Source organism: Nitrobacter sp., from assembly GCF_051535235.1.
Lineage (GTDB): Bacteria > Pseudomonadota > Alphaproteobacteria > Rhizobiales > Xanthobacteraceae > Nitrobacter.
This window is the reverse complement of record NZ_JBPPLZ010000003.1, coordinates 198,303-217,911: the sequence shown is the minus strand read 5'-3', so window position 1 is coordinate 217,911 and position 19,609 is coordinate 198,303. Positions and strand designations below refer to the sequence as shown.

Annotated in this window: 18 protein-coding genes; 6 read left to right on the top strand and 12 right to left on the bottom strand. The window is 61.4% G+C overall.

Annotation, left to right across the window (positions count from 1 at the left end; all coding sequences use genetic code 11):
* Positions 1 to 7: 7 nt before the first annotated feature.
* The 8 genes from gmk to fabD all read right to left on the bottom strand — a co-directional run bounded on the left by gmk (position 8) and on the right by fabD (position 7,432).
* Positions 8 to 667: a guanylate kinase gene (gene gmk / locus ACS3WA_RS05670; protein ID WP_438277571.1), complete on the bottom strand. Its 660-nt coding sequence runs from the start codon at positions 665 to 667 to the stop codon at positions 8 to 10.
* A 3-nt stretch (positions 668 to 670) separates the two neighbouring features.
* Entirely contained in the window at positions 671 to 1,558 is an 888-nt protein-coding gene (locus tag ACS3WA_RS05665) for a YicC/YloC family endoribonuclease (RefSeq protein ID WP_438277570.1), read from the bottom strand.
* Positions 1,559 to 1,846: 288 nt separating this feature from the next.
* On the bottom strand, positions 1,847 to 3,133 hold the full coding sequence (gene mltG / locus ACS3WA_RS05660; protein ID WP_438277569.1) for an endolytic transglycosylase MltG: 1,287 nt from the start codon (positions 3,131 to 3,133) through the stop codon (positions 1,847 to 1,849).
* Positions 3,134 to 3,312: 179 nt separating this feature from the next.
* Positions 3,313 to 4,578, bottom strand: coding sequence for a beta-ketoacyl-ACP synthase II (gene fabF / locus ACS3WA_RS05655; RefSeq protein WP_438277568.1), 1,266 nt, complete (start codon positions 4,576 to 4,578; stop codon positions 3,313 to 3,315).
* A 94-nt stretch (positions 4,579 to 4,672) separates the two neighbouring features.
* Complete coding sequence (locus tag ACS3WA_RS05650) at positions 4,673 to 4,912, bottom strand: acyl carrier protein (RefSeq protein WP_006610957.1); 240 nt, start codon at positions 4,910 to 4,912, stop codon at positions 4,673 to 4,675.
* A 273-nt stretch (positions 4,913 to 5,185) separates the two neighbouring features.
* Entirely contained in the window at positions 5,186 to 5,923 is a 738-nt protein-coding gene (fabG, locus tag ACS3WA_RS05645; RefSeq protein WP_438277567.1) for a 3-oxoacyl-[acyl-carrier-protein] reductase, read from the bottom strand.
* A gap of 27 nt (positions 5,924 to 5,950) precedes the next feature.
* Positions 5,951 to 6,298, bottom strand: coding sequence for a hypothetical protein (locus ACS3WA_RS05640; protein ID WP_438277566.1), 348 nt, complete (start codon positions 6,296 to 6,298; stop codon positions 5,951 to 5,953).
* A gap of 180 nt (positions 6,299 to 6,478) precedes the next feature.
* Positions 6,479 to 7,432, bottom strand: a complete 954-nt coding sequence (gene fabD / locus ACS3WA_RS05635; protein ID WP_438277565.1) for an ACP S-malonyltransferase — start codon at positions 7,430 to 7,432, stop codon at positions 6,479 to 6,481.
* 338 nt (positions 7,433 to 7,770) lie between these two features.
* On the opposite strand from fabD, the gene rpsF reads away from it, so the two are divergent.
* The 4 genes from rpsF (at position 7,771) to rplI (ending at position 10,439) form a co-directional block, all read left to right on the top strand.
* Positions 7,771 to 8,217 carry a 30S ribosomal protein S6 gene (rpsF, locus tag ACS3WA_RS05630; protein WP_438277564.1) on the top strand — a complete coding sequence of 149 codons (447 nt, stop codon included), beginning with the start codon at positions 7,771 to 7,773 and terminating at the stop codon, positions 8,215 to 8,217.
* A 5-nt stretch (positions 8,218 to 8,222) separates the two neighbouring features.
* A complete protein-coding gene (rpsR, locus tag ACS3WA_RS05625; RefSeq protein ID WP_009799569.1) occupies positions 8,223 to 8,462 on the top strand; it encodes a 30S ribosomal protein S18 in 240 nt (79 codons plus the stop codon).
* A gap of 328 nt (positions 8,463 to 8,790) precedes the next feature.
* Positions 8,791 to 9,789 carry a hypothetical protein gene (locus ACS3WA_RS05620; protein ID WP_438277563.1) on the top strand — a complete coding sequence of 333 codons (999 nt, stop codon included), beginning with the start codon at positions 8,791 to 8,793 and terminating at the stop codon, positions 9,787 to 9,789.
* Between the two features lie 41 nt (positions 9,790 to 9,830).
* Entirely contained in the window at positions 9,831 to 10,439 is a 609-nt protein-coding gene (rplI, locus tag ACS3WA_RS05615) for a 50S ribosomal protein L9 (RefSeq protein WP_438277562.1), read from the top strand.
* Between the two features lie 359 nt (positions 10,440 to 10,798).
* Here the strand turns inward: rplI and clpA are convergent, their stop codons facing one another.
* A complete protein-coding gene (clpA, locus tag ACS3WA_RS05610) occupies positions 10,799 to 13,186 on the bottom strand; it encodes an ATP-dependent Clp protease ATP-binding subunit ClpA (RefSeq protein WP_438277561.1) in 2,388 nt (795 codons plus the stop codon).
* A gap of 260 nt (positions 13,187 to 13,446) precedes the next feature.
* On the bottom strand, positions 13,447 to 13,779 hold the full coding sequence (clpS, locus tag ACS3WA_RS05605; RefSeq protein ID WP_438277705.1) for an ATP-dependent Clp protease adapter ClpS: 333 nt from the start codon (positions 13,777 to 13,779) through the stop codon (positions 13,447 to 13,449).
* Positions 13,780 to 14,120: 341 nt separating this feature from the next.
* Here clpS and ACS3WA_RS05600 point away from each other — a divergent pair, with 341 nt between their 5' ends.
* Positions 14,121 to 15,929 carry a pilus assembly protein TadG-related protein gene (locus ACS3WA_RS05600; RefSeq protein WP_438277560.1) on the top strand — a complete coding sequence of 603 codons (1,809 nt, stop codon included), beginning with the start codon at positions 14,121 to 14,123 and terminating at the stop codon, positions 15,927 to 15,929.
* 71 nt (positions 15,930 to 16,000) lie between these two features.
* On the opposite strand, the gene ACS3WA_RS05595 is transcribed toward ACS3WA_RS05600, so the two are convergent.
* Positions 16,001 to 16,339: a phasin family protein gene (locus tag ACS3WA_RS05595; RefSeq protein ID WP_438277559.1), complete on the bottom strand. Its 339-nt coding sequence runs from the start codon at positions 16,337 to 16,339 to the stop codon at positions 16,001 to 16,003.
* A 377-nt stretch (positions 16,340 to 16,716) separates the two neighbouring features.
* On the opposite strand from ACS3WA_RS05595, the gene ACS3WA_RS05590 reads away from it, so the two are divergent.
* Positions 16,717 to 18,492 (top strand): serine hydrolase, encoded by a 1,776-nt coding sequence (locus tag ACS3WA_RS05590; RefSeq protein ID WP_438277558.1) that lies wholly within the window; start codon positions 16,717 to 16,719, stop codon positions 18,490 to 18,492.
* Between the two features lie 337 nt (positions 18,493 to 18,829).
* Here ACS3WA_RS05590 and ACS3WA_RS05585 read toward each other — a convergent pair whose 3' ends face one another.
* Positions 18,830 to 19,549: a DnaJ domain-containing protein gene (locus tag ACS3WA_RS05585; RefSeq protein ID WP_438277557.1), complete on the bottom strand. Its 720-nt coding sequence runs from the start codon at positions 19,547 to 19,549 to the stop codon at positions 18,830 to 18,832.
* Between the last annotated feature and the right edge of the window lie 60 nt (positions 19,550 to 19,609).

Sequence of the window (19,609 nt, the reverse complement as noted above, 5' to 3'; positions counted from 1 at the left end):
GCGGGCTCTATGTCTCGAGTTGTTCTTGCAGTTCGCGCACGAACGCCGTCAATCCAGTTCGGCGCTCGCGCTTGAGCCGCTCCGCCTTTAGGATCGAGTGCACCTCGGCAAAGGCTTCATCGACATTCTGGTTGATGACAATGTAGTCGTATTCCGCCCAATGGCTCAGTTCATGCGCGGCGCGGTCCATCCGTCCGCGAATGACATGGTCGGGATCCTGGGCACGAGTGTGCAGACGTCTCTCCAGGTCGGCAGCGGATGGCGGCAGAATGAAGACGCTGACCACATCCGCTCGGGCTTTCTCGCGCAATTGCTGCGTGCCCTGCCAGTCGATGTCGAACAGCACGTCGCGACCCGATGACAGCGCCGCCTCCACCGGGATGCGCGGCGTACCATAACGATTGTCGAACACCGTGGCCCACTCCAGCAGTTCGTCGCGCTTGACCATCGCTGCGAACGTCGCCGTGTCGACGAACCTGTAGTCGCGGCCGTCGACCTCGCCCGGCCGCATCGGCCGCGTGGTGGCGGAGACCGACAGGGTCAAGCCCTGGACACGCTCGATCAACAGCCGCGACAGCGTGGTCTTGCCCGCTCCGGAAGGCGACGACAGCACGAACATCAGGCCGCGCCGTTCAACTCCATCGAAGCTCTGGCCGTGAGCAGCCATCGATCACTCCAAATTCTGGACCTGTTCGCGAAACTGCTCGACGACGTTTTTCATCGCCAGACCGATATTGGTCAATTCGAGATCGTTCGACTTCGAACAGCAGGTGTTTACTTCCCTGTTGAATTCCTGCGCGAGGAAATCGAGCCGCCGCCCGATCGGGCCGCCCGCTCCGATCAATTCCCGCGTCTGCGAAATATGCGAGGCAATTCGGTCGAGTTCCTCGCGGATATCAGCCCTCGTCGCGATCAGCACGGCTTCCTGATTGAGCCGATCCTGATCGAAGCGGTCCGATGTGTCGAGAAGTGCTGCGATCTGCTCCGCAAGCCGCGCCCTCACCGCTTCCGGCCGGCGGCCGGGCGCTGCCTCCGCCTTGCTCGCAAGGCGTTCGATCTCATCCATGCGCTGCGAAAGGATCTGGCCGAGCGCAACGCCCTCACGCTCGCGCATGTCGATCAGGCTGCGCAAGGCCTGCTCGAAAGCCTCGGCGACGGCGGCCTTCGCGGCCTGCTCCTCCGCATCGTCACTCTCCGGTTCAACGACTTCGAGAACACCCTTGATCGACAGCAGTCCGTCGATACTGGGCGCGACCGCGTCGATCCTGCCGGACAAATCGGCGGCGACCTTCAGGATGGATGCCAGCACGTCCTCGTTAATACGGATGACGGAAGCGGCGTTGCTGCGCTTCACGGTCAGATTGGCGTAGACGGTGCCGCGCGACAACACCTGGGCCGATCGCCTGCGTACCGCTGCTTCGACATCGTCCCAGCCCTGCGGCAGCCGTGTCCGAAAATCGAATCCCTTGGCGTTCACCGATTTCAGTTCCCATTCGAACGCATAAGGCCCGCTGGCGCCGTGGCTTCGCGCAAAGCCGGTCATGCTCGACAACGCCATTGCGTAGGTCTCCGAACCGTTTGGATCTGAAATTCGTGGGAACGGACGTTCCTACGTTAGAGCGTTTTCGAGCGAAGTGGAATCCGGTTCGCGTGAAGAAAACGCGTCAAATCAAGAATCTAAAGCATGATCCCGAAACAGTGGAAACCGGTTTTCGGATAAGACCATGCTCTATCAGAAAAGCTGAGGCTGGAGTCCGATTCAACCAGGCTGGAGCGGACTGAGAGGTTTTGCAGGCGAGTGTATCCACGCTCCGAGTCAAACCCGACTGCTGCGCGGAGTGCAACTCTATTGTTGGACGGTATTCCGCGAAGGATCTGCCGCGCCCTGCCGGGCCGGCCGGGTCCGTTTCCGCGGCGCGGGCTTTGCGGCGGGCGTTTCTTCCGTCGGCTCGGCATCCGCCGCTGGCGGCGCCGCTGCCGCCGGTGGCGGCTGAGACGCAGGCTGCTGGGGCGATTGCGGCGGATCGTCCGCCGGCTCGACCGTATCGTTCTGGATCTGCTTCTCCATGGTCCTCAGCCGGGCGACGTTCTTCTGATGCTGCTCGTAGGTCTCGGTGAAGGTGTGCCCCCCGGTCCCATCAGCAACGAAGAACAAATCGCGAGTCCGCGCCGGATTTGCCGCAGCTTCGAGCGAGGCCCGGCCGGGGTTCGCGATCGGTCCGGGCGGCAATCCGTCAATCACATAGGTGTTGTAAGGGGACGGCTGCGCGATCTCGCTGCGTCTGATCGGCCGCCCCAGCGTTCCCTTGCCGCCCACCAGGCCATAGATGATCGTCGGATCGGACTGCAGCTTCATTTTCTGCTTCAGGCGATTGGCGAACACCGCCGCAACCCGGCTGCGCTCATCGGCCCTGCCCGTTTCCTTTTCGATGATCGATGCGAGCGTGACGAGCTGCTCCGGCGTCTTGACGGGGGCGTCGGGAGCGCGGCGTTCCCAGATTTCCGCGAGCACGCGCTTCTGCGCCTGTTGCATGCGCTGGACCACCTGCTCGCGACCCGTTCCACGCGGGAATTTATATGTCTCGGGCAGCAGCGTGCCCTCGCGCGGAATCTCGCGAATGGTCCCAGAGAAGATATCGTTCTCGGAAAGCCGCGCGACGATCTGCTCGGAGGTCAAGCCCTCCGGAATCGTCACGAGATGCTGCACCACCTTGCCTTCGACCATGGTGCCGATGACATCGCGCAGGCTGGCGTTCTTCTGGAACGCATATTCGCCAGGTTTGAGATCGGCGCGCGCCTTCAGCGCGAACACGCTTCCGAAAAACGCCCAGCGATTGTTGTCGATCACGCCCTCGCGCTGGAGAATGTCCGCGATGTCTGTCATTCCGGCCCGCGCCGGAATGTTGACGATTTTCTCTTCCTGCAGCGGTCCGGGCGCCTCGATCTTCTGCTTTCCGTAGACATAGATTCCGCCAACGCCCAGCATCCCGACCAGCACGAGCGTGATGATCGCGTTACCGGCTATCACCAGCGGGCTGCGGACACGCGCGGAGCGCTTCGGCGGCGGTGGCACTTGTTCGGGTTCGAGTGCGGCACGCGGACTGCGCGGAGAAATGGGCGGCCTCTCAGTCATCGATGTAACCTAAAATCCTGTCGGTTCAATCGCGGCCGGCGAATTCGTTGCCCCGGCCAACAGCATACGCCCGCAACGTTTCCAAGAACACCTGCCGCAACGGAACGCAAATGTCAGAAACGGACCACTAGGATTTATCATCGAATGCGGCGAAACGGTGGATTTGCTGCCGTCACGCGTTAATCAACCACGCGCCGCACGATCACGGACGCGTTTGTGCCACCAAATCCGAACGAGTTCGATAGAGCGATATTGATCTCTCGTTGCCGCGCCTTGTACGGAACGAAATCGATCGTGCTTTCCACCGAGGGATTGTCGAGATTGATCGTCGGCGGTGCGATGTTGTCGCGAATCGCAAGGATGCTGAAAATCGCTTCGACCGCGCCGGCCGCGCCGAGGAGATGACCGATCGACGATTTGGTCGATGACATCGAAATCCTTGACGCAGCGTTGCCAAGCAGACGCTCCACTGCGCCCAGTTCGATTTCATCGCCGACCTGCGTCGACGTGCCATGGGCATTGATATAGTCGATGTCCGACGCGGAGATCCCTGCGCGCTTCATCGCCGCGCTCATGCTGCGATACGCGCCGTCGCCGTCCGGCGATGGCGAGGTGATGTGATAGGCGTCGCCCGACAGTCCGTAGCCGCTCACCTCGGCATGGATTCTCGCCCCGCGCCGCCGTGCATGCTCGTACTCCTCGAGCACAACGATACCGGCGCCCTCTCCCATCACGAAGCCGTCGCGATCCTTGTCGTAGGGACGCGAGGCTTTCTGCGGCGTGTCGTTGAATCCGGTGGACAGCGCGCGCGCCGCGCAGAAGCCCGCCATGCCGATGCGGCAGACCGGCGACTCCGCGCCGCCCGCCACCATGACATCGGCGTCGCCGAGCGCGATCAGGCGGCTGGCATCGCCGATCGCATGTGCGCCGGTCGAACAGGCCGTCACCACCGCATGGTTCGGCCCCTTCAGTCCGTGTTCGATCGACACGTAGCCCGAGGCAAGGTTGATCAGGCGTCCCGGAATGAAGAACGGCGACACCTTGCGCGCTCCCCGCTCCTTCATCAGGACCGCGGTGTCGGCGATTCCGGAGAGGCCGCCGATGCCGGACCCGATCAGGGTGCCGGTTGCGCAACGATCCTCCTCGGTCGCCGGATGCCAGTTCGCATCGTCGAGCGCCTGCTTTGCGGCGCTCATCGCGAAGATGATGAAGTCGTCGACCTTGCGCTGGTCCTTCGGCTCCATCCACTGGTCGGGATTGAAGGTTCCATCGGTCCCGTCGCCGCGCGGAACGATGCAGGCGATTCGGCACGGCAAGTCGGTCGTGTCGAAGGTCTCGATCTGCTTCGCGCCGCTTTCGCCACCGAGGATTCGTTTCCAGGTCGGCTCCACGCCGCAGCCAAGCGGCGACACCATGCCCATACCCGTAACGACGACGCGCCTCATAGGAAAAACTCCGGCCTCCGTGCCAGCCATAAGGAAAAGCCGGTGGACCGTTCAGTCACGGTCCGCCCGGCTTCATCAAGACCGCGCGAGAGCGTCAGCTTTTCGCGTTCTTCTCGAGGAACTTGGTGGCATCGCCAACGGTCAGAATCGTCTCCGCCGCGTCGTCGGGAATTTCGCAGCCAAACTCTTCCTCGAAGGCCATCACGAGTTCGACGGTATCGAGACTGTCGGCACCCAGATCGTCGATGAAGCTGGCATTATCGACGACCTTCTCGGGCTCTACGCCAAGGTGCTCGACCACGATCTTCTTAACCCGCTCGCCAATCTCGCTCATTATTAAACCTCGCGTTTGTTCAATTGGACCCGACTGCAAAACGAGTCTTTGTGGAGCGTTAACTCGTCAAGTTTCTGTCGCTATTGCAGTCGTGTAGAATCGGTCTGTTCCGCCTTGAGCGGGTGCGGACCGGCAAACGACGGCAGCCTCCGCACCGCCAATATACAGGGTTTCAAATTCCTGCAATGGCGTTCTTTGCCCACCCGTTATTCGTCCGGTTATCACACATCGAAAGCTTTGACTACAAGCCCCGGTGGAAGGGCCCAAAACCCCTCAAATCATTGCCATTCCGCCGTTGACATGGATGGTCTGTCCGGTCACGTAAGCCGCTTCGTTCGAACTCAGGTAAACCGCCGCCGCCGCGATATCCTCCGGCGTCCCCAGCCGCGCCGCCGGGACTTTCGTCAATATCGCCTCACGCTGCTTGTCATTCAGCGCATCGGTCATCGCCGTCGAAATAAATCCGGGTGCGATGCAGTTTGCCGTCACCCCACGCTTGGCATATTCCGCCCCCAGCGTCTTGATCATGCCGATCAGCCCCGCCTTCGATGCGGTGTAGTTGCCCTGACCCGGATTGCCGGTCACGCCGACCACCGAGGTGATCGCGATGATGCGGCCGAAGCGCTTGCGCATCATCAATTTGGTTGCGGCGCGGGCCAGACGGAACGTCGCGGTCAGATTGATCCGGATGACGTCGTCCCAATCCTCGTCGCGCAGTTGCACGAACAGGTTGTCCCGGGTGACGCCGGCGTTGGCGACGAGGATATCGACCTGCCCCATCGCCTTCTCGGCATCGGGCACCAGCGCCTCGACCTCAGCCGTTTCGGACAGGTTGCAGGGCAGCACGTGGACCCGCTCGCCAAGCGATCCCGCCAGAGCCTCCAGCACCTCGCGTCGGGTGCCGGAAATTGCGACCGTCGCGCCCTGCGCATGCAGCGCCTTCGCGATGGCGCCTCCGATGCCACCGGTCGCGCCGGTCACGAGCGCGGTCCTGCCGCTCAAATCGAACATGTCGCCCCCGTCTGAACATTTCCCGAGTTAAACGAAAATCGCAATTCGTGTCCCGTTTGCCGCAAGGAAATACCGCTCGTCAATAACCCTGCTCCAGCCGCGATAGTCTTCTTGCGCAGGAAAGGGGCAAGTTTCACCGGCGTCGGCATGGTGTCGATTCATCGTCAATTCAGACCGCAAGCTCCTACCACCCCTAACCACATCCGTTCTGCTTCCATCGCGTGCATGGAAGGGATTGCGATGTGTGCCCTTGAAGACTTTGGCCTGATCGGCTGCATCCTGATTGTCTGCGCGCTCGCCCTGTAGCGTTGGCGCGTGGTTGTTGCTCATGAACGAGGAACGGGAGAACACCTGTCCGCGATGCGGTCTGGCCATGACGCCGGACAAATCCGCGACTGTCAAAAGACCGGCCCGCCGATGCCCGCATTGCGAGACAGAAGCCGACCCGCTCCGAGGCTCGGCGCGCGGCTGGATCAACAGCACGCTGAAACCGCCCGAATGAATCCCACCGAATGGCACACGGCACGTCCTGCGGAGCCCTGACCTCACCTGACCTCAGCACGTGGCGGCGATCGCATCCCTGGCGGAGGCGATGTCGCCGGGACCCCCGACCGCGATGCCGACGGCGCCTTCCGCGATACGCTTCACGAGACCGGTGAGTACCTTGCCCGAACCTATTTCCAGGAAATGCGTGACGCCGTGAGCGGCCATATAGGCCACGCTTTCGCGCCAGCGCACCGTGCCGGTGACCTGTTCCACCAGAAATTTCCGGATCGTGTCGGGATCGCTGACCGGACCGGCGGTGACATTCGCAACCACCGGCGCCACCGGCCTGCTGACCGTGACCTTGGCGAGCGCCTCCGCCATGACGTCCGCCGCCGGCTGCATCAGCTTGCAGTGAAATGGCGCAGATACCGGCAGCAGCATCGCGCGCCTGGCGCCTTTGCTCCTGGCGATCTCGAGTGCGCGGTCGACCGCCGCCTTGTCGCCCGACACGACAACCTGGCCGCCGCCGTTATCGTTCGCGGCCTGGCAGACCTCGCCCTGCGCGGCTTCCTCGGCAACCGCCACGGCAGCGGCGTAATCGAGACCCAGCAACGCCGCCATCGCGCCGACGCCGACCGGAACCGCCTTCTGCATCGCAACACCGCGCGTCCGCAGCAGCCGCGCCGTGTCGGCGATGCTCAGACTTCCCGCAGCCGCAAGCGCCGAGTATTCCCCGAGCGAGTGTCCGGCCACGAAGGCGGCATCGCGGGCCACCGAAAATCCGGCTTCGGCCTCAAGCACGCGGAGCGTGGCGAGGGAGACCGCCATCAACGCCGGCTGGGCGTTCTCCGTCAGTTGCAGGGTTTCCGCGGGTCCATCCCAGATCACGGCGGTCAGTTTCTCGCCGAGAGCCGCGTCCACCTCGTCGAAAACGACTTTCGCGGCCGGAAAAGCCTCGGCGAGCGCCTTGCCCATGCCTACAACCTGAGACCCCTGGCCGGGAAAGGTAAATGCCGCCGTCATGCAATTGCCCCCTTGAATCGGGGCGAGAGACACCGCGCGCCGGATGATGTCAAGACGAACGCGGGTCAGGACGATTCGGACGATCCGGGAAGCGAGGAACTGCACCGCCTTCCCTTGCCTTTGGGCCGAAAATCCGTATAAGTCCGCGCCATCCGTGGATCCCGGCCGGGAGCTGAACGGACGGTCTCAGCAATCTCACCTTTCAGGCGATATTGATGCGGCAGGGCCCGTCGGTCCGTCGTCCCGTGCTTCCGCCTTCTGAGCTTATCCCGAGTCCTTTCCGAAGGTCTCGAAGGGCTTGCCGCCGAGGTCCGCGCCAACGTCAGGAAAGGATATCCATGCCTCTCTATGAGCATGTTTTTCTCGCGCGTCAGGATGCGAGTTCCCAGCAGGTCGAGGAACTGACCAACCAGATTACCGGCGTGATCACCGGATTGGGCGGCAAGGTCACCAAGACCGAGAACTGGGGCGTTCGCTCCCTCACCTACCGCATGAAGAAGAATCGCAAGGCGCATTTCGTGCTGCTCAACATCGACGGCCCCGCCGCGGTGGTCAACGAAGTCGAGCGCCAGGAACGCATCCACGAGGATGTCATCCGCTATCTGACCGTGCGCGTCGAAGAGCACGAGGAAGGCCCCTCAGCGATGATGCGCAAGGCCGATCGGGACCGCGAGCGCGACGATCGCGGCGGCGGATTCCGGGGTGACCGCGAAGGCGGAGGCTTCCGCGGCGACCGTGGTCCGCGCCGTCCGCGCGACGATGCCAGCGCAGTGGTTGAGGAGTAAGAATCATGGCTGATGCCGGTGCACGCCGTCCGTTTTTTCGCCGCCGCAAGACCTGCCCGTTCACGGGTTCGAATGCGCCGAAAATCGACTACAAGGATTCCAAGCTGCTGATGCGTTACGTCTCCGAGCGCGGCAAGATCGTGCCGAGCCGCATCACGGCGGTCTCCGCCAAGAAGCAGCGCGAGCTCGCGCGTGCGGTCAAGCGCGCGCGCTTCCTCGGCCTGCTTCCTTACGTCATTCGCTAGAGCGTTTTCGAGCGAAGTGGGGACCGGTTCGCGTGAAGAAAACGCGTCAAATCAATCATAGAGCCCCGCTTCTGATTCCTTCAGAAGCGGAAAGGCTCTAGAGAACATGATCCCGAAAAGTGGCAACCGGTTTTCGGATAAGATCATGCTCGATCAAAAAGACAGGCTGGCGTCTGATTCAAGGAATTGGATCAGAATCTAGTTGACGAGCGGCGGCGGCGTTTACGTACGCCGCCAGTCATCTTTCATAAGGTTTCCGGGGTACCCCGGTCGCCGATGGTTGGGGTTCAAAAGAACCTCTAACCGCTCGAAGGGAGCGGGACAGCTGATGATCAGGAATCTTCTCATCGCAGTCGCAGCCGGCTGCGCCTCGGCGCTGATGTTCGCCTCGATCATTTCGGGAGCGATCGTCTCGCTGCTGCTGTTCTATCTGGCTCCACTGCCGCTGATGGTCGCGGCGATGGGATGGGGACCGACCAGCGCGGCGATCGGCGGCGCTTTGGCCGGCGCCGGTCTCGGCGCCATGTTCGGCCCGCCCTATTCCGCCGCCTTCGTGCTGACAGTCGCGTTGCCGGCCTGGTGGCTCGGACACCTGGTCCTGCTCGGCCGCCCGGTCGCGGCGGATGCGCCGCCCGAAAGGCCGCCGGAAAGAATGGGCGCAGCGCCGGCGGGACCGCCGCCGGTCGACTGGTATCCGCTCGGACGCATTCTGGTCTGGATCGCGTGCTTCGCCGCCCTGACCACGACTGCCGCGCTGCTCACGCTTGGTTCAGACGCCTCGACGATTACAGAGACGCTGCGCCACGGGTTGCTGCGCATCGTCAACATCCAGGACGCCGGATCAGGCGATCGGGCCTCCGAAGTCGTCGACGCGTTTGTGGCGATCGCGCCCGCCGCCGCCGCAACGATCGCGATGACGACGTTGACGCTCAATGTGTGGCTCGCGGCCAAGGTCACCGCCACCTCCGGCCGGCTGCGACGTCCCTGGCCCGACATGAAGACAATAACGCTCCCGCCGATGACGCTGGTTGCGATGATGGTGGCGCTGGCGCTGTGCTTCGTCGGCGGCCTGCCGGCGATCCTGGCCCAGATCGTTACCGCATGCTTGATGATGGCATATGCGCTCGTGGGTTTCGCCGTGCTCCACACGATCACCCTCGCACAACGCGGTCGCGGACTGTGGCTGACCTGCGTTTACGCGATCGTGCTGATGTTTGTCTGGCCGGTGATCGCCATCGTGGGTGTCGGCATCGCCGATGCGATTTTTGGTTTTCGCCAACGCTACGTGCAACGGCGCATGCCTCCGCCGCTCGCACCTCGATCGTGAATCAACACTAACTCGCTTAACTCCGAACAAGAGGATCGAACATGGAAATCATTCTGCTGGAACGCGTGGCCAAGCTTGGCCAGATGGGCGATGTCGTGAAGGTGAAGGACGGTTTTGCCCGCAACTTCCTTCTCAAGCGCGGCAAGGCCCTGCGCGCAACCGCCGACAACCGCGCCAAATACGACGGCATGAAAGCCGAACTCGAAGCCAACAATATCAAGGCCAAGGGCGAAGCCGCGAAGGTCGCCGAGAAGATTGACGGTCGCGACATCGTCATCATCCGCCAGGCCTCCGAAACCGGTCAACTGTTTGGCTCGGTCACGGTCCGTGACATCGTGGCCTCGCTGGCCGCGGACGGCATCATCGTCAGCCGCCCGCAAGTCTGGCTTGATGCGCCGATCAAGGCGATCGGGCAGCAGAAGCTGACGGTGGCGGTCCATCCCGAAGTCGAAGCTCATATCACGGTGACTGTCGCCCGCAGCGCCGACGAAGCCGAGCGCATCAAGCGCGGCGAGGACATCAGCAGCCGACAGGAGGATCGCGACGCCGCCGCGGAGGCGATCGCCGCCGCCGGCGAATTCTTCGATCCGGAAGCGCAGCACGACGAGGCCGCCGAAGCCGGAGAAGAACAGAACGCGGAGGAGAAATAAAATCAGGCGGGTTTGGTGGGTGCGGATCAGCAACCGTCAGGCGGCGCCTGTTCCCCAGAGTCTTGAACTGCGTTGAACAAGACTCTGACGTGATCTTTTTGATCGCGCAGGATTCCTTATCCGGAAACCGGTTTCCACCCCGATCAAGTCCGGGGCAGGCTTTTTCGGGATCATGCTCCAAGCAAAACGGCCGGCACGTAAAACATGCCGGCCGTTTGATCGTTTGCGATTATAATGTTTTCAAGCGACGCATGTACCGGGCTCGACCTGAGGCCGGATACAGGTTCGCGCAAGAAAACGCGTCAAAACAAAATGATGGAGCCTCGCTTCTGATTCCATCAGAAACGAGGCGCTAATCTTCAAGCCTTGAGCGGTTCCTTCGAGATACCGTCGCCGGGCTTGGGTTTGCGCTTGCGGGCGCCACCCGGAAGGTTCTCGGGCTTGGGCGTGACCGGCCCCTCGACGAACTCGAAACCGATCTTCTCGAGATCGACGCCAGCAACCGCCTCGTCCTTGACCACGACGACGCGTACATGGCCGCCGCCCTTGAGCTTGCCGAACAGCACTTCGTCCGCCAGCGGCTTCTTGATGTGCTCCTGGATCACCCGCGCCATCGGGCGCGCCCCCATCTGCTCGTCATACCCGTGCTCGATCAGCCAGGCCTTGGCGGACTCGGACAGTTCGATCGTCACGAAGCGATCAGCCAACTGGGCTTCGAGCTGAAGCACGAACTTTTCGACCACCATGCCGATCACCTCGGTGTTGAGGTGGCCGAACGAGACGGTGGCATCGAGCCGGTTGCGGAACTCAGGCGAGAACTGTCGGTTGATGGCTTCGCGATCATCCCCTTCCCGCTTGTTACGCGTGAAGCCGAACGCCGCCTTGGCCATGTCGGAGGCACCTGCGTTGGTGGTCATGATCAGGATCACGTTGCGGAAGTTGACCTGCTTGCCGTGGTGATCGGTGAGCCGGCCGTGGTCCATGATCTGCAACAGCACATTGTAGACATCCGGGTGCGCCTTCTCGATTTCGTCGAGCAGCACCACGGAATGCGGATGCTGATCGACGCCATCGGTCAGCAGGCCGCCCTGATCGAAACCGACATAGCCGGGAGGCGCGCCGATCAACCGCGAAACGGTGTGACGCTCCATGTATTCGGACATGTCGAAGCGCAGCAACTCGACGCCAAGCGCCTCCGCAAGCTGTTTCGCGACCTCGGTCTTGCCGACACCGGTCGGGCCGGAGAACAGGTAGGAGCCGATCGGCTTCTCCGGTTCGCGCAAGCCGGCGCGCGCCAGCTTGATCGACGCCGTCAAGGCTTCGATCGCTCGGTCCTGACCGAACACGACGCGCTTGAGCGTCTGCTCGAGATGCTTGAGAACCTCGGCATCGTCCTTCGACATGCTCTTGGGCGGAATCCGGGCCATCGCCGCGATCGTGGTCTCGATTTCCTTGATCCCGATCGTCTTCTTGCGCTTGTTCTCGGCAACCAGCATCTGCGCCGCGCCGGACTCGTCGATCACGTCGATCGCTTTGTCGGGCAGCTTGCGGTCGTGAATATAGCGCGACGACAGTTGAACCGCCGCCTCGATCGCATCGTTGGTGTACTTCAGCTTGTGATAATCCTCGAAGTACGGCTTCAATCCTTTCAGGATGGCGATGGCGTCCTCGACGGACGGTTCATTGACATCGATCTTCTGGAACCGACGTACCAGCGCGCGGTCCTTCTCGAAGTGCTGCCGGTATTCCTTGTAGGTGGTGGAACCCATGCAGCGGATCGTTCCCGACGCCAGCGCAGGCTTGAGCAGATTGGACGCGTCCATCGCGCCGCCGGAGGTCGCGCCGGCGCCGATAACGGTGTGGATCTCATCGATGAACAGAACCGCGCTCGGATGCGCTTCGAGTTCCTTGAGCACCTGCTTCAGGCGCTCTTCGAAATCGCCGCGATAGCGCGTGCCGGCCAGCAGCGTCCCCATATCGAGCGAGAAGACGGTCGAGGCGGCCAGTACTTCTGGAACCTCGCTGTCGACAATGCGCTTCGCCAGGCCTTCCGCGATCGCGGTTTTGCCGACGCCGGCGTCGCCGACAAAGAGAGGATTGTTCTTCTGGCGGCGGCACAGCACCTGAATCGCCCTGTTGATCTCGGCGTTGCGCCCGATCACCGGATCGATCTTGCCGTCACGCGCTTTCTTGTTGAGGTTGACACAGTAGGTTTCGAGCGCGTCGCCCTTCTTCTTGGCGTCGTCGCCGCTCTTGGTTTCGGTCTCTTCGTCGACGCCGCGCACCGGGCGCGCTTCGGACACGCCGGGACGTTTGGCAATCCCGTGGCTGATGTAGTTCACCGCGTCGTAGCGCGTCATATCCTGCTCCTGCAGGAAATAGGCGGCATGGCTTTCGCGCTCCGCAAAGATCGCGATCAGCACGTTGGCGCCCGTCACCTCCTCGCGGCCGGATGACTGCACATGGATCACCGCACGCTGGATGACCCGCTGAAAGCCCGCCGTCGGCTTGGCGTCATCGGACGCGTCCGCCACAAGATTCTCGAATTCGGTTTCGAGATAGTTCACCAGACTGCCGCGCAGCTTGTCGAGGTCGACGCTGCAAGCACGCATTACCGCTGCGGCGTCAGAATCGTCGACCAGCGACAGCAGAAGGTGCTCAAGCGTGGCATATTGATGATGCCGCTCATTTGCGATTGCGAGCGCCCGATGCAGGGATTGTTCCAGACTTTGAGAAAAAGTTGGCATTCCGCGTCCTCTAGGGTCTCTTGGCCATCATGATCGCCATCGCCCCGTCAGGCAACAACAACCTTCGTCAATGATATAGTAATACACTATCCGAGGGGAAGTGCCGGTGCAGCGCAGAAATTGTGCGGGCTTGTTCCGAATTCGGCAAGCCGCCTGCAAGGCGCCTGAATGACGCCACGCGGTGATCATGAACCGCGCGGTTCGATCAAAATCCCGCCAGGCCTGCAAAAACCCGTTTCGTTTTAACGGAACGGGAGCAGCTACTTTTTTTCCATCACGCATTGCAGCGGATGCTGGTGCTTGCGCGCAAAATCCATCACCTGCGTCACCTTGGTCTCTGCGATCTCATAGGTGAACACGCCGCATTCGCCTATGCCGTGATGGTGGACGTGCAGCATAATCTGGGTGGCGGCCTCTATATCCTTCTGAAAGAACTTCTCGAGGACATGAACCACGAATTCCATCGGGGTATAGTCGTCGTTCAATATCAGCACGCGGTAGAGATTGGGACGTTTGGTCCTCGGTTTGACCTTGGTGATGACCGACCCGGCCGGATCGTCTCGATCATCGGGACGGCCTTCGTCAGCATTCATCCGGGGTGCAAAAGAAGGATGGACATCCGCCACACGCAGCTTGGACGTTCCAGATGTCTGAAAGGCGGGCAGCTTCAACATGGCTCAGGCGTTCGATATCTCCGCGGGATCGCAACAGCCGACGGGCAAAACCGCTCGGCGGTCGTCAATCCAGGCAAGTTTCACGGCCGCCAGCGTCGCGGTCGGCCGTCGGCTGGGTATCCGAATGCCCTTAAGTATGGGTCCGTATTCGGCTGACCGCAAGATCGTAAATCGAGGCCGAAACATCATCCGGCGCAGGACCACGGTTAAAAAGCTCCTGCCGGCGTGCGGAAACAATCGGTACGGCGCTTTAAGCTTCATTGACAAAGCCGGCGATCTTTCGGCCCGTGCTTGCAATTTGTGCGGCTATTTACCTGCTTTCTCAGGACAACTTTACCACCCGTTTAGCCCTGCGGCTCGAAATACCGGTCGAAACCAACAGATCGGTGACAGCCATGTCTGGTACGTCAATTCGCAAACGGATTCGCAGTTCGGCTACTCGTTTCGGTTTGGATCTGCGAGGTAATATAGCACCAATATTTGCAATCGCCCTCGTGCCGGTCCTCGGCTTCGTCGGCGCCGCGGTAGACTACACACGAGCCAATGCGGCGCGCTCATCGATGCAGGCGGCAATCGATTCGGCGGTGCTGATGGCCTCGAAGGACGCCGCGGCCAGTCCGACCATGACGTCTCAGCAGATCACTGACGCCTTGCAGAAATATTTTTCGGCGCTTTATCACGACGGCAATGCGTTTGGTGTCACGGTGAGCGCCATCTACACGCCGAGCACATCAACGGCGGCGGCAACTATCCTCGCCACGGGACACGGCTCCGTCAAAACCGACTTCATGAAGATCGCTGGTTTCCCGCAGATCAATTTCGGAACAAGTTCCACATCGACCTGGGGCAACTCGCGCATGCGCGTCGCGATGGTGCTGGATAACACGGGGTCGATGAAGGATAATGGCAAGATGTCGGCGCTAATATCCGCCGCGAAGAACATGGTCGACACGCTGTCCGGCTATAACAAGAATGATGGCGACGTCTATATTTCCCTCGTTCCGTTTGCGAAGGACGTAAACCTCGGAAGCAGCTTCAACCAAAGCTATATCAAGTGGAGCAGTCCTTCCGGAACGTCAAATCCTGATACATGGGACGAAAATAATGGGACCTGCAGCGCGGGTAGCAACTACACGACGATGGCCACTTGCGTAGCGAAAAATGTCTGCAGTATCGGTTCGTACACCAAACAGAGTGATTGCACGTCGGCAGGCGCGTGCTCGAACTCGAGCTACACAACGCAGAGCACCTGCACCGCAGCCGGAACCTGCTCGAAATCAAAGTACACGACGCAGAGCGATTGTACGCAGAAGGGATATAAATGGACGAGCGGTAACTATACCTGGACATCAGGCGTATGGGGACCGGCAAAATGGACGCCGAACAACCACAATGCGTGGTCGGGCTGTGTCATGGACCGGGATCAGAGCTACGACATACAAAATTCGGGAGCAGTCCCCAACGATACCAACAACCCCTCCTCCCTTTTTCCTGCCGAGGAATACAAGCAGGCTTCAACGAATTACTGCAAGTCAGGAAGCAGCGCGTATCTGCAGCCGGTCATACCGATGACCAACGACTGGAGCACGCTCAAGTCTGCAATCGGAGCCATGCAGCCCACCGGCGGCACCAACCAGGCAATCGGACTTGCCTGGGGATGGCAATCCCTTAGCACCACCAATGGGCCAATTCAGGCGCCTGACAAGGACTCGACTCACATCTACCAAGACTATCTGGTCCTGTTGTCAGACGGTCTGAACACGCAGGATCGCTGGCCTTCATACGGCAACGGAAATACGCAATATACTTGCTCTCCCGGCAACGTTCTCTGTATCGACGCGCGTCAAGAAAAGCTCTGTCAAGCCGCGAAAGACGCCGGTGTAACCATATTCACCGTCCAGGTGAACATCGGCAGCAAGGATCCGACCTCGAAGGTGCTCCAGGACTGCGCCGGCAGCAAAAACGATACCAGCAGCGGCAATTTCCAAATGATCACGGACCCCGATCAGACGGCGGCCGCGTTCCAGAACATTCTCACGCAAATCTCGCAGCTTCGCATCGCGAAGTAACGCACCCGCGACCATCAAAAAAGCCCGGCCAATGCGGCCGGGCTTTTTCATTTGAGGGTATGCCTGCAATATCAGCGAGCGGCCGGAACGAACTTCGCGGCGAAATCCTCGAACGGCTTGCAGGTCTGCTTGGCGAGATCGGCATAGAGTTCGCCAATCCTCTGCGACTCCGCAACGAACGTCTCGTAGCTCTTCTTGGCATATTCGGTCTGCGCCTCGACGACCTTGTCCAGCGATCGGACGCCGGCGAGTTTCTCGGTAAATGTGTTGCCGTCTTCAAACGACTTCCGCGTGTAGTCGCCGAACGCCAGAGCGATCGCCTGGACACCTTTCTGGAAGCTGCCCGCCGCCGCGACGACCGCGTCGAGTTGCTCTTTTCCGTGCTGCTGCACTTCTTCGATCTTCATCATGATGGGTTCCTCACCGGTTGGTATTGGGGAGCCGGGCAATCCGGCCTCTCGTCACCAGATATAATGCACTGCACAATAAAAGCAACTATTTTTGTGCATCGCACAATCAGCGATTCGAGGCAAATCCGACAGATGCCATCAAGAGTTGCTTAACCTTTTGGAAACTCCGCCCCCCTAGGCTGAATTCCGGTATCCTGGGCGTTCCGGTGGAAGATCAAAAAAGCACCGTAGAACCAGGCTCTTAGCCAGAACGGCAACCTGATCTGCCACCTCGCCTTTGAGACCGGTTCGCGCTGAACGTTCAGATCAGAGTGTCGGGCACAATTTTGCCTCACGAACCGGTGACTAAAGTCGAAAAAATGGGGACGGGGACGTTCATGCTTCGCACAACCTTGGCTTCCGCCCGCGTCATGCGAGCTGGCGCATTCGGACTGGCAGCGATCGCCGCCGTCGTTTTTACGACCGACCACGCCGACGCACGCCGCGCCCGTCACCATCATCGCCATCACGCTCACCACGAGGCCCAGCAAAGCTACAATCCGCGTTTCGCCTCGATCATCGTCGACGCCAATTCCGGCGAGACGCTTTCATCCACCAATCCCGACAGTCTTCGTCATCCGGCGTCGCTGACCAAAATGATGACGCTCTATCTGCTGTTCGAGCGCCTGGAATCGGGGAAGATGAGTCTCAATACCGAGATGCCGGTTTCGGCGCACGCGGCGGCACAGGATCCAACGAAGCTCGGTTTGCGGCCCGGTCAGACCATCCGCGCCGAGGACGCTATCAAGGGGTTGGTGACAAAATCCGCCAACGATGCGGCGGTTGTGATCGCCGAGGCAATCGGCGGCGATGAGGATGATTTCGCCAGGATGATGACGCGCAAGGCGCGCGCGCTCGGCATGACCCGCACCGTCTATCGCAACGCGTCAGGTCTTCCCGACGACGATCAGGTCACGACTGCACGGGACCAGGCAACGCTCGGCCGCGCATTGCAGGACCGCTTTCCGCGCTATTATCGCTACTTCGCGACGACGTCGTTCACGTTTCGCGGCCGCACCATCCGTGGCCACAACCATCTGCTCGGCAGCGTCGATGGCGTTGACGGCATCAAGACCGGATATATCCGGGCGTCGGGCTTCAATCTCGTCACCAATCTGAAGCGCGGCAATCGCCATCTGGTCGGCGTCGTCCTGGGAGGCCGCAGCAGCGGTTCGCGCGACGCGACGATGCGCAGCCTGCTGGCCGAAAATCTCGACAAGGCGGCGACGCGGCGGACAGTCGCCGCCATTACCGAGAGCACGACGGCCGACGCTAATGCGAGGGTGGCCGAGGATCAGGCACGCTCACGCCCCACGGACGTGACGCAGGTCGACGGCGCCATCCAGGCCGCATCGGCTCCGCCTGAACCGGTCGCACTGCCGCCTGAACGCCCTGCTCGCCTGGCCCGCTCCCTGATAGCGGCCTCGACCGCCGCGTTGCCGTCGAAGCGCGCCAGGCCTGAGCCCGCTCCCTTGACCAGCGGCGTTATCGCGACCCAGCCGATCGACGCCGTTCCCGGCTCGACCGAACCAATGAAACCGGTGCGAGTGAAGACGGTCCAGGTCAGGGCCGGATCGGTCAGGTTGGCCTCGGCCGAGCCGACGTCAGCGGTGCCGCCGGTCGAAGCCGCGGCCGCACGCGACATGGCGCCGGAAACATCGGGTTCTGTCGTGGCGCGGGCCAGCATGCCGCCGCAGCCCGCCAACTTCGGCACCGGACAAGGCATCCTGGGCGTGCTGCCGGCCTCCAGCCTCTCTGCTTCGACGTCACAGGCCATGGCACACGCGGATATCCCGCCCAGGGCTCAATCGCGGACGACTCAACCGCAAGCCATCCAGCAGAACGGCGCGGTAAAGCCGGTGGCGACCCATTCGGGCTGGATCATACAGGTCGGCGCGCTGGAAACCGAAAGCGAGGCCCGCGAGCGTCTCGATGCGGCGAGAGGCCGCGCCCGCGGCGTGCTCGGCAAGGCCGATCCCTTCACCGAGCCCGTCGGCAAAGGCAACAAGAAGCTGTACCGCGCCCGCTTCGCCGGGCTCGATCGCGATGAGGCCGAAGCGGTGTGCCGCACCCTGAAGCGTTCAGACCTGCCCTGCATCACGATCAAAAACTGAGCGCGCCGCCCGCACCGCACTTTAGCTCCAGCGTGTTCGAGCAAGCATCGCCGAGCTTTGCCGGGCCATTCGTTGAAGGACGTCAAAATCCTGCGTGCGTGATGCTTGTTCGCGTTTCCCTCGTCATTTGAACCGGCGCGATAAGGGAATGGGCCCGTGGAGATGCTTCGTTCGAAAATGCAACCAACCCAGGCCACGCAAACCACTCGTCAAGGATTCGCGAATAGAGTGAGCCGCAACGATCAACGGCGCCGGACAACGGCGGACGACGACATGGGACGTCAAGCGGAGACAGGCAGAAGCAGCTCGCAGTGTGTAGCGTTTGGTGGCGTTGGAGTTAGCTGCGATGAGTGCGAAGCAAGGTATCCTTGGCCTCGTTTACACGGGCCGCCAAGTACGTCGACCCCCCCTGGTCGGGATGCAGTTTCTTCATGAGCCCTCGATGCGCGCGCCGGATATCGTCCCCGCTCGCTCCCGGCTGCAAGCCAAGGATCTCGTAGGCCTCCTCGTCCGTCATTTTGCCGCCCGTCGACGCGTGACGCCGCCCCCCTCCCGGATCGCCTTGCGCGTTCTGACGCCAGGCGGGAAACCGGCGGTCCAGATAACTTTCAAGTAGCGCACAGCTCTCGGCGTCGAAGCTCGTCATCATTGCGACGAGTTGCGGCAGGTCGAAATCGTCGAGCGAACGGCCAGCGTCTGGTCCGACGAGGATCCGTCCGCCGAGACGGCCGCTGTCGTGATCCAGGATCATATCGAGAAACTGCGAGCGCACCTGGGATGTTTGCCCGCCTGCGCCCTGCGTCCCCGTGCTGAAAAGCTTGCCGAAGAACGATGCGAGGGACGGCGACCAGCCCAGAAGCGTGGTGCCGAAAATCCCGAGCGGCAGCGCTATCGCCACCTCTCCCTTGATGCCGACAAAGGCAGCCACCGCGAGCGCGATGATGCCGCCTGCGAGCCTGATGGCCCGCGCAAGCACGGCCGGGTTTGCCGCCCGAAGCAATTGAAGCAGCAAATATAGGAAGAGAAAGGCGACGAGGCCCAGGATCAGAGTCGGCATGGCGGATAGATAGTATGTCGGCGCAACCGGCGAAAGCGATTGTTGGCGGCATTACGGCGG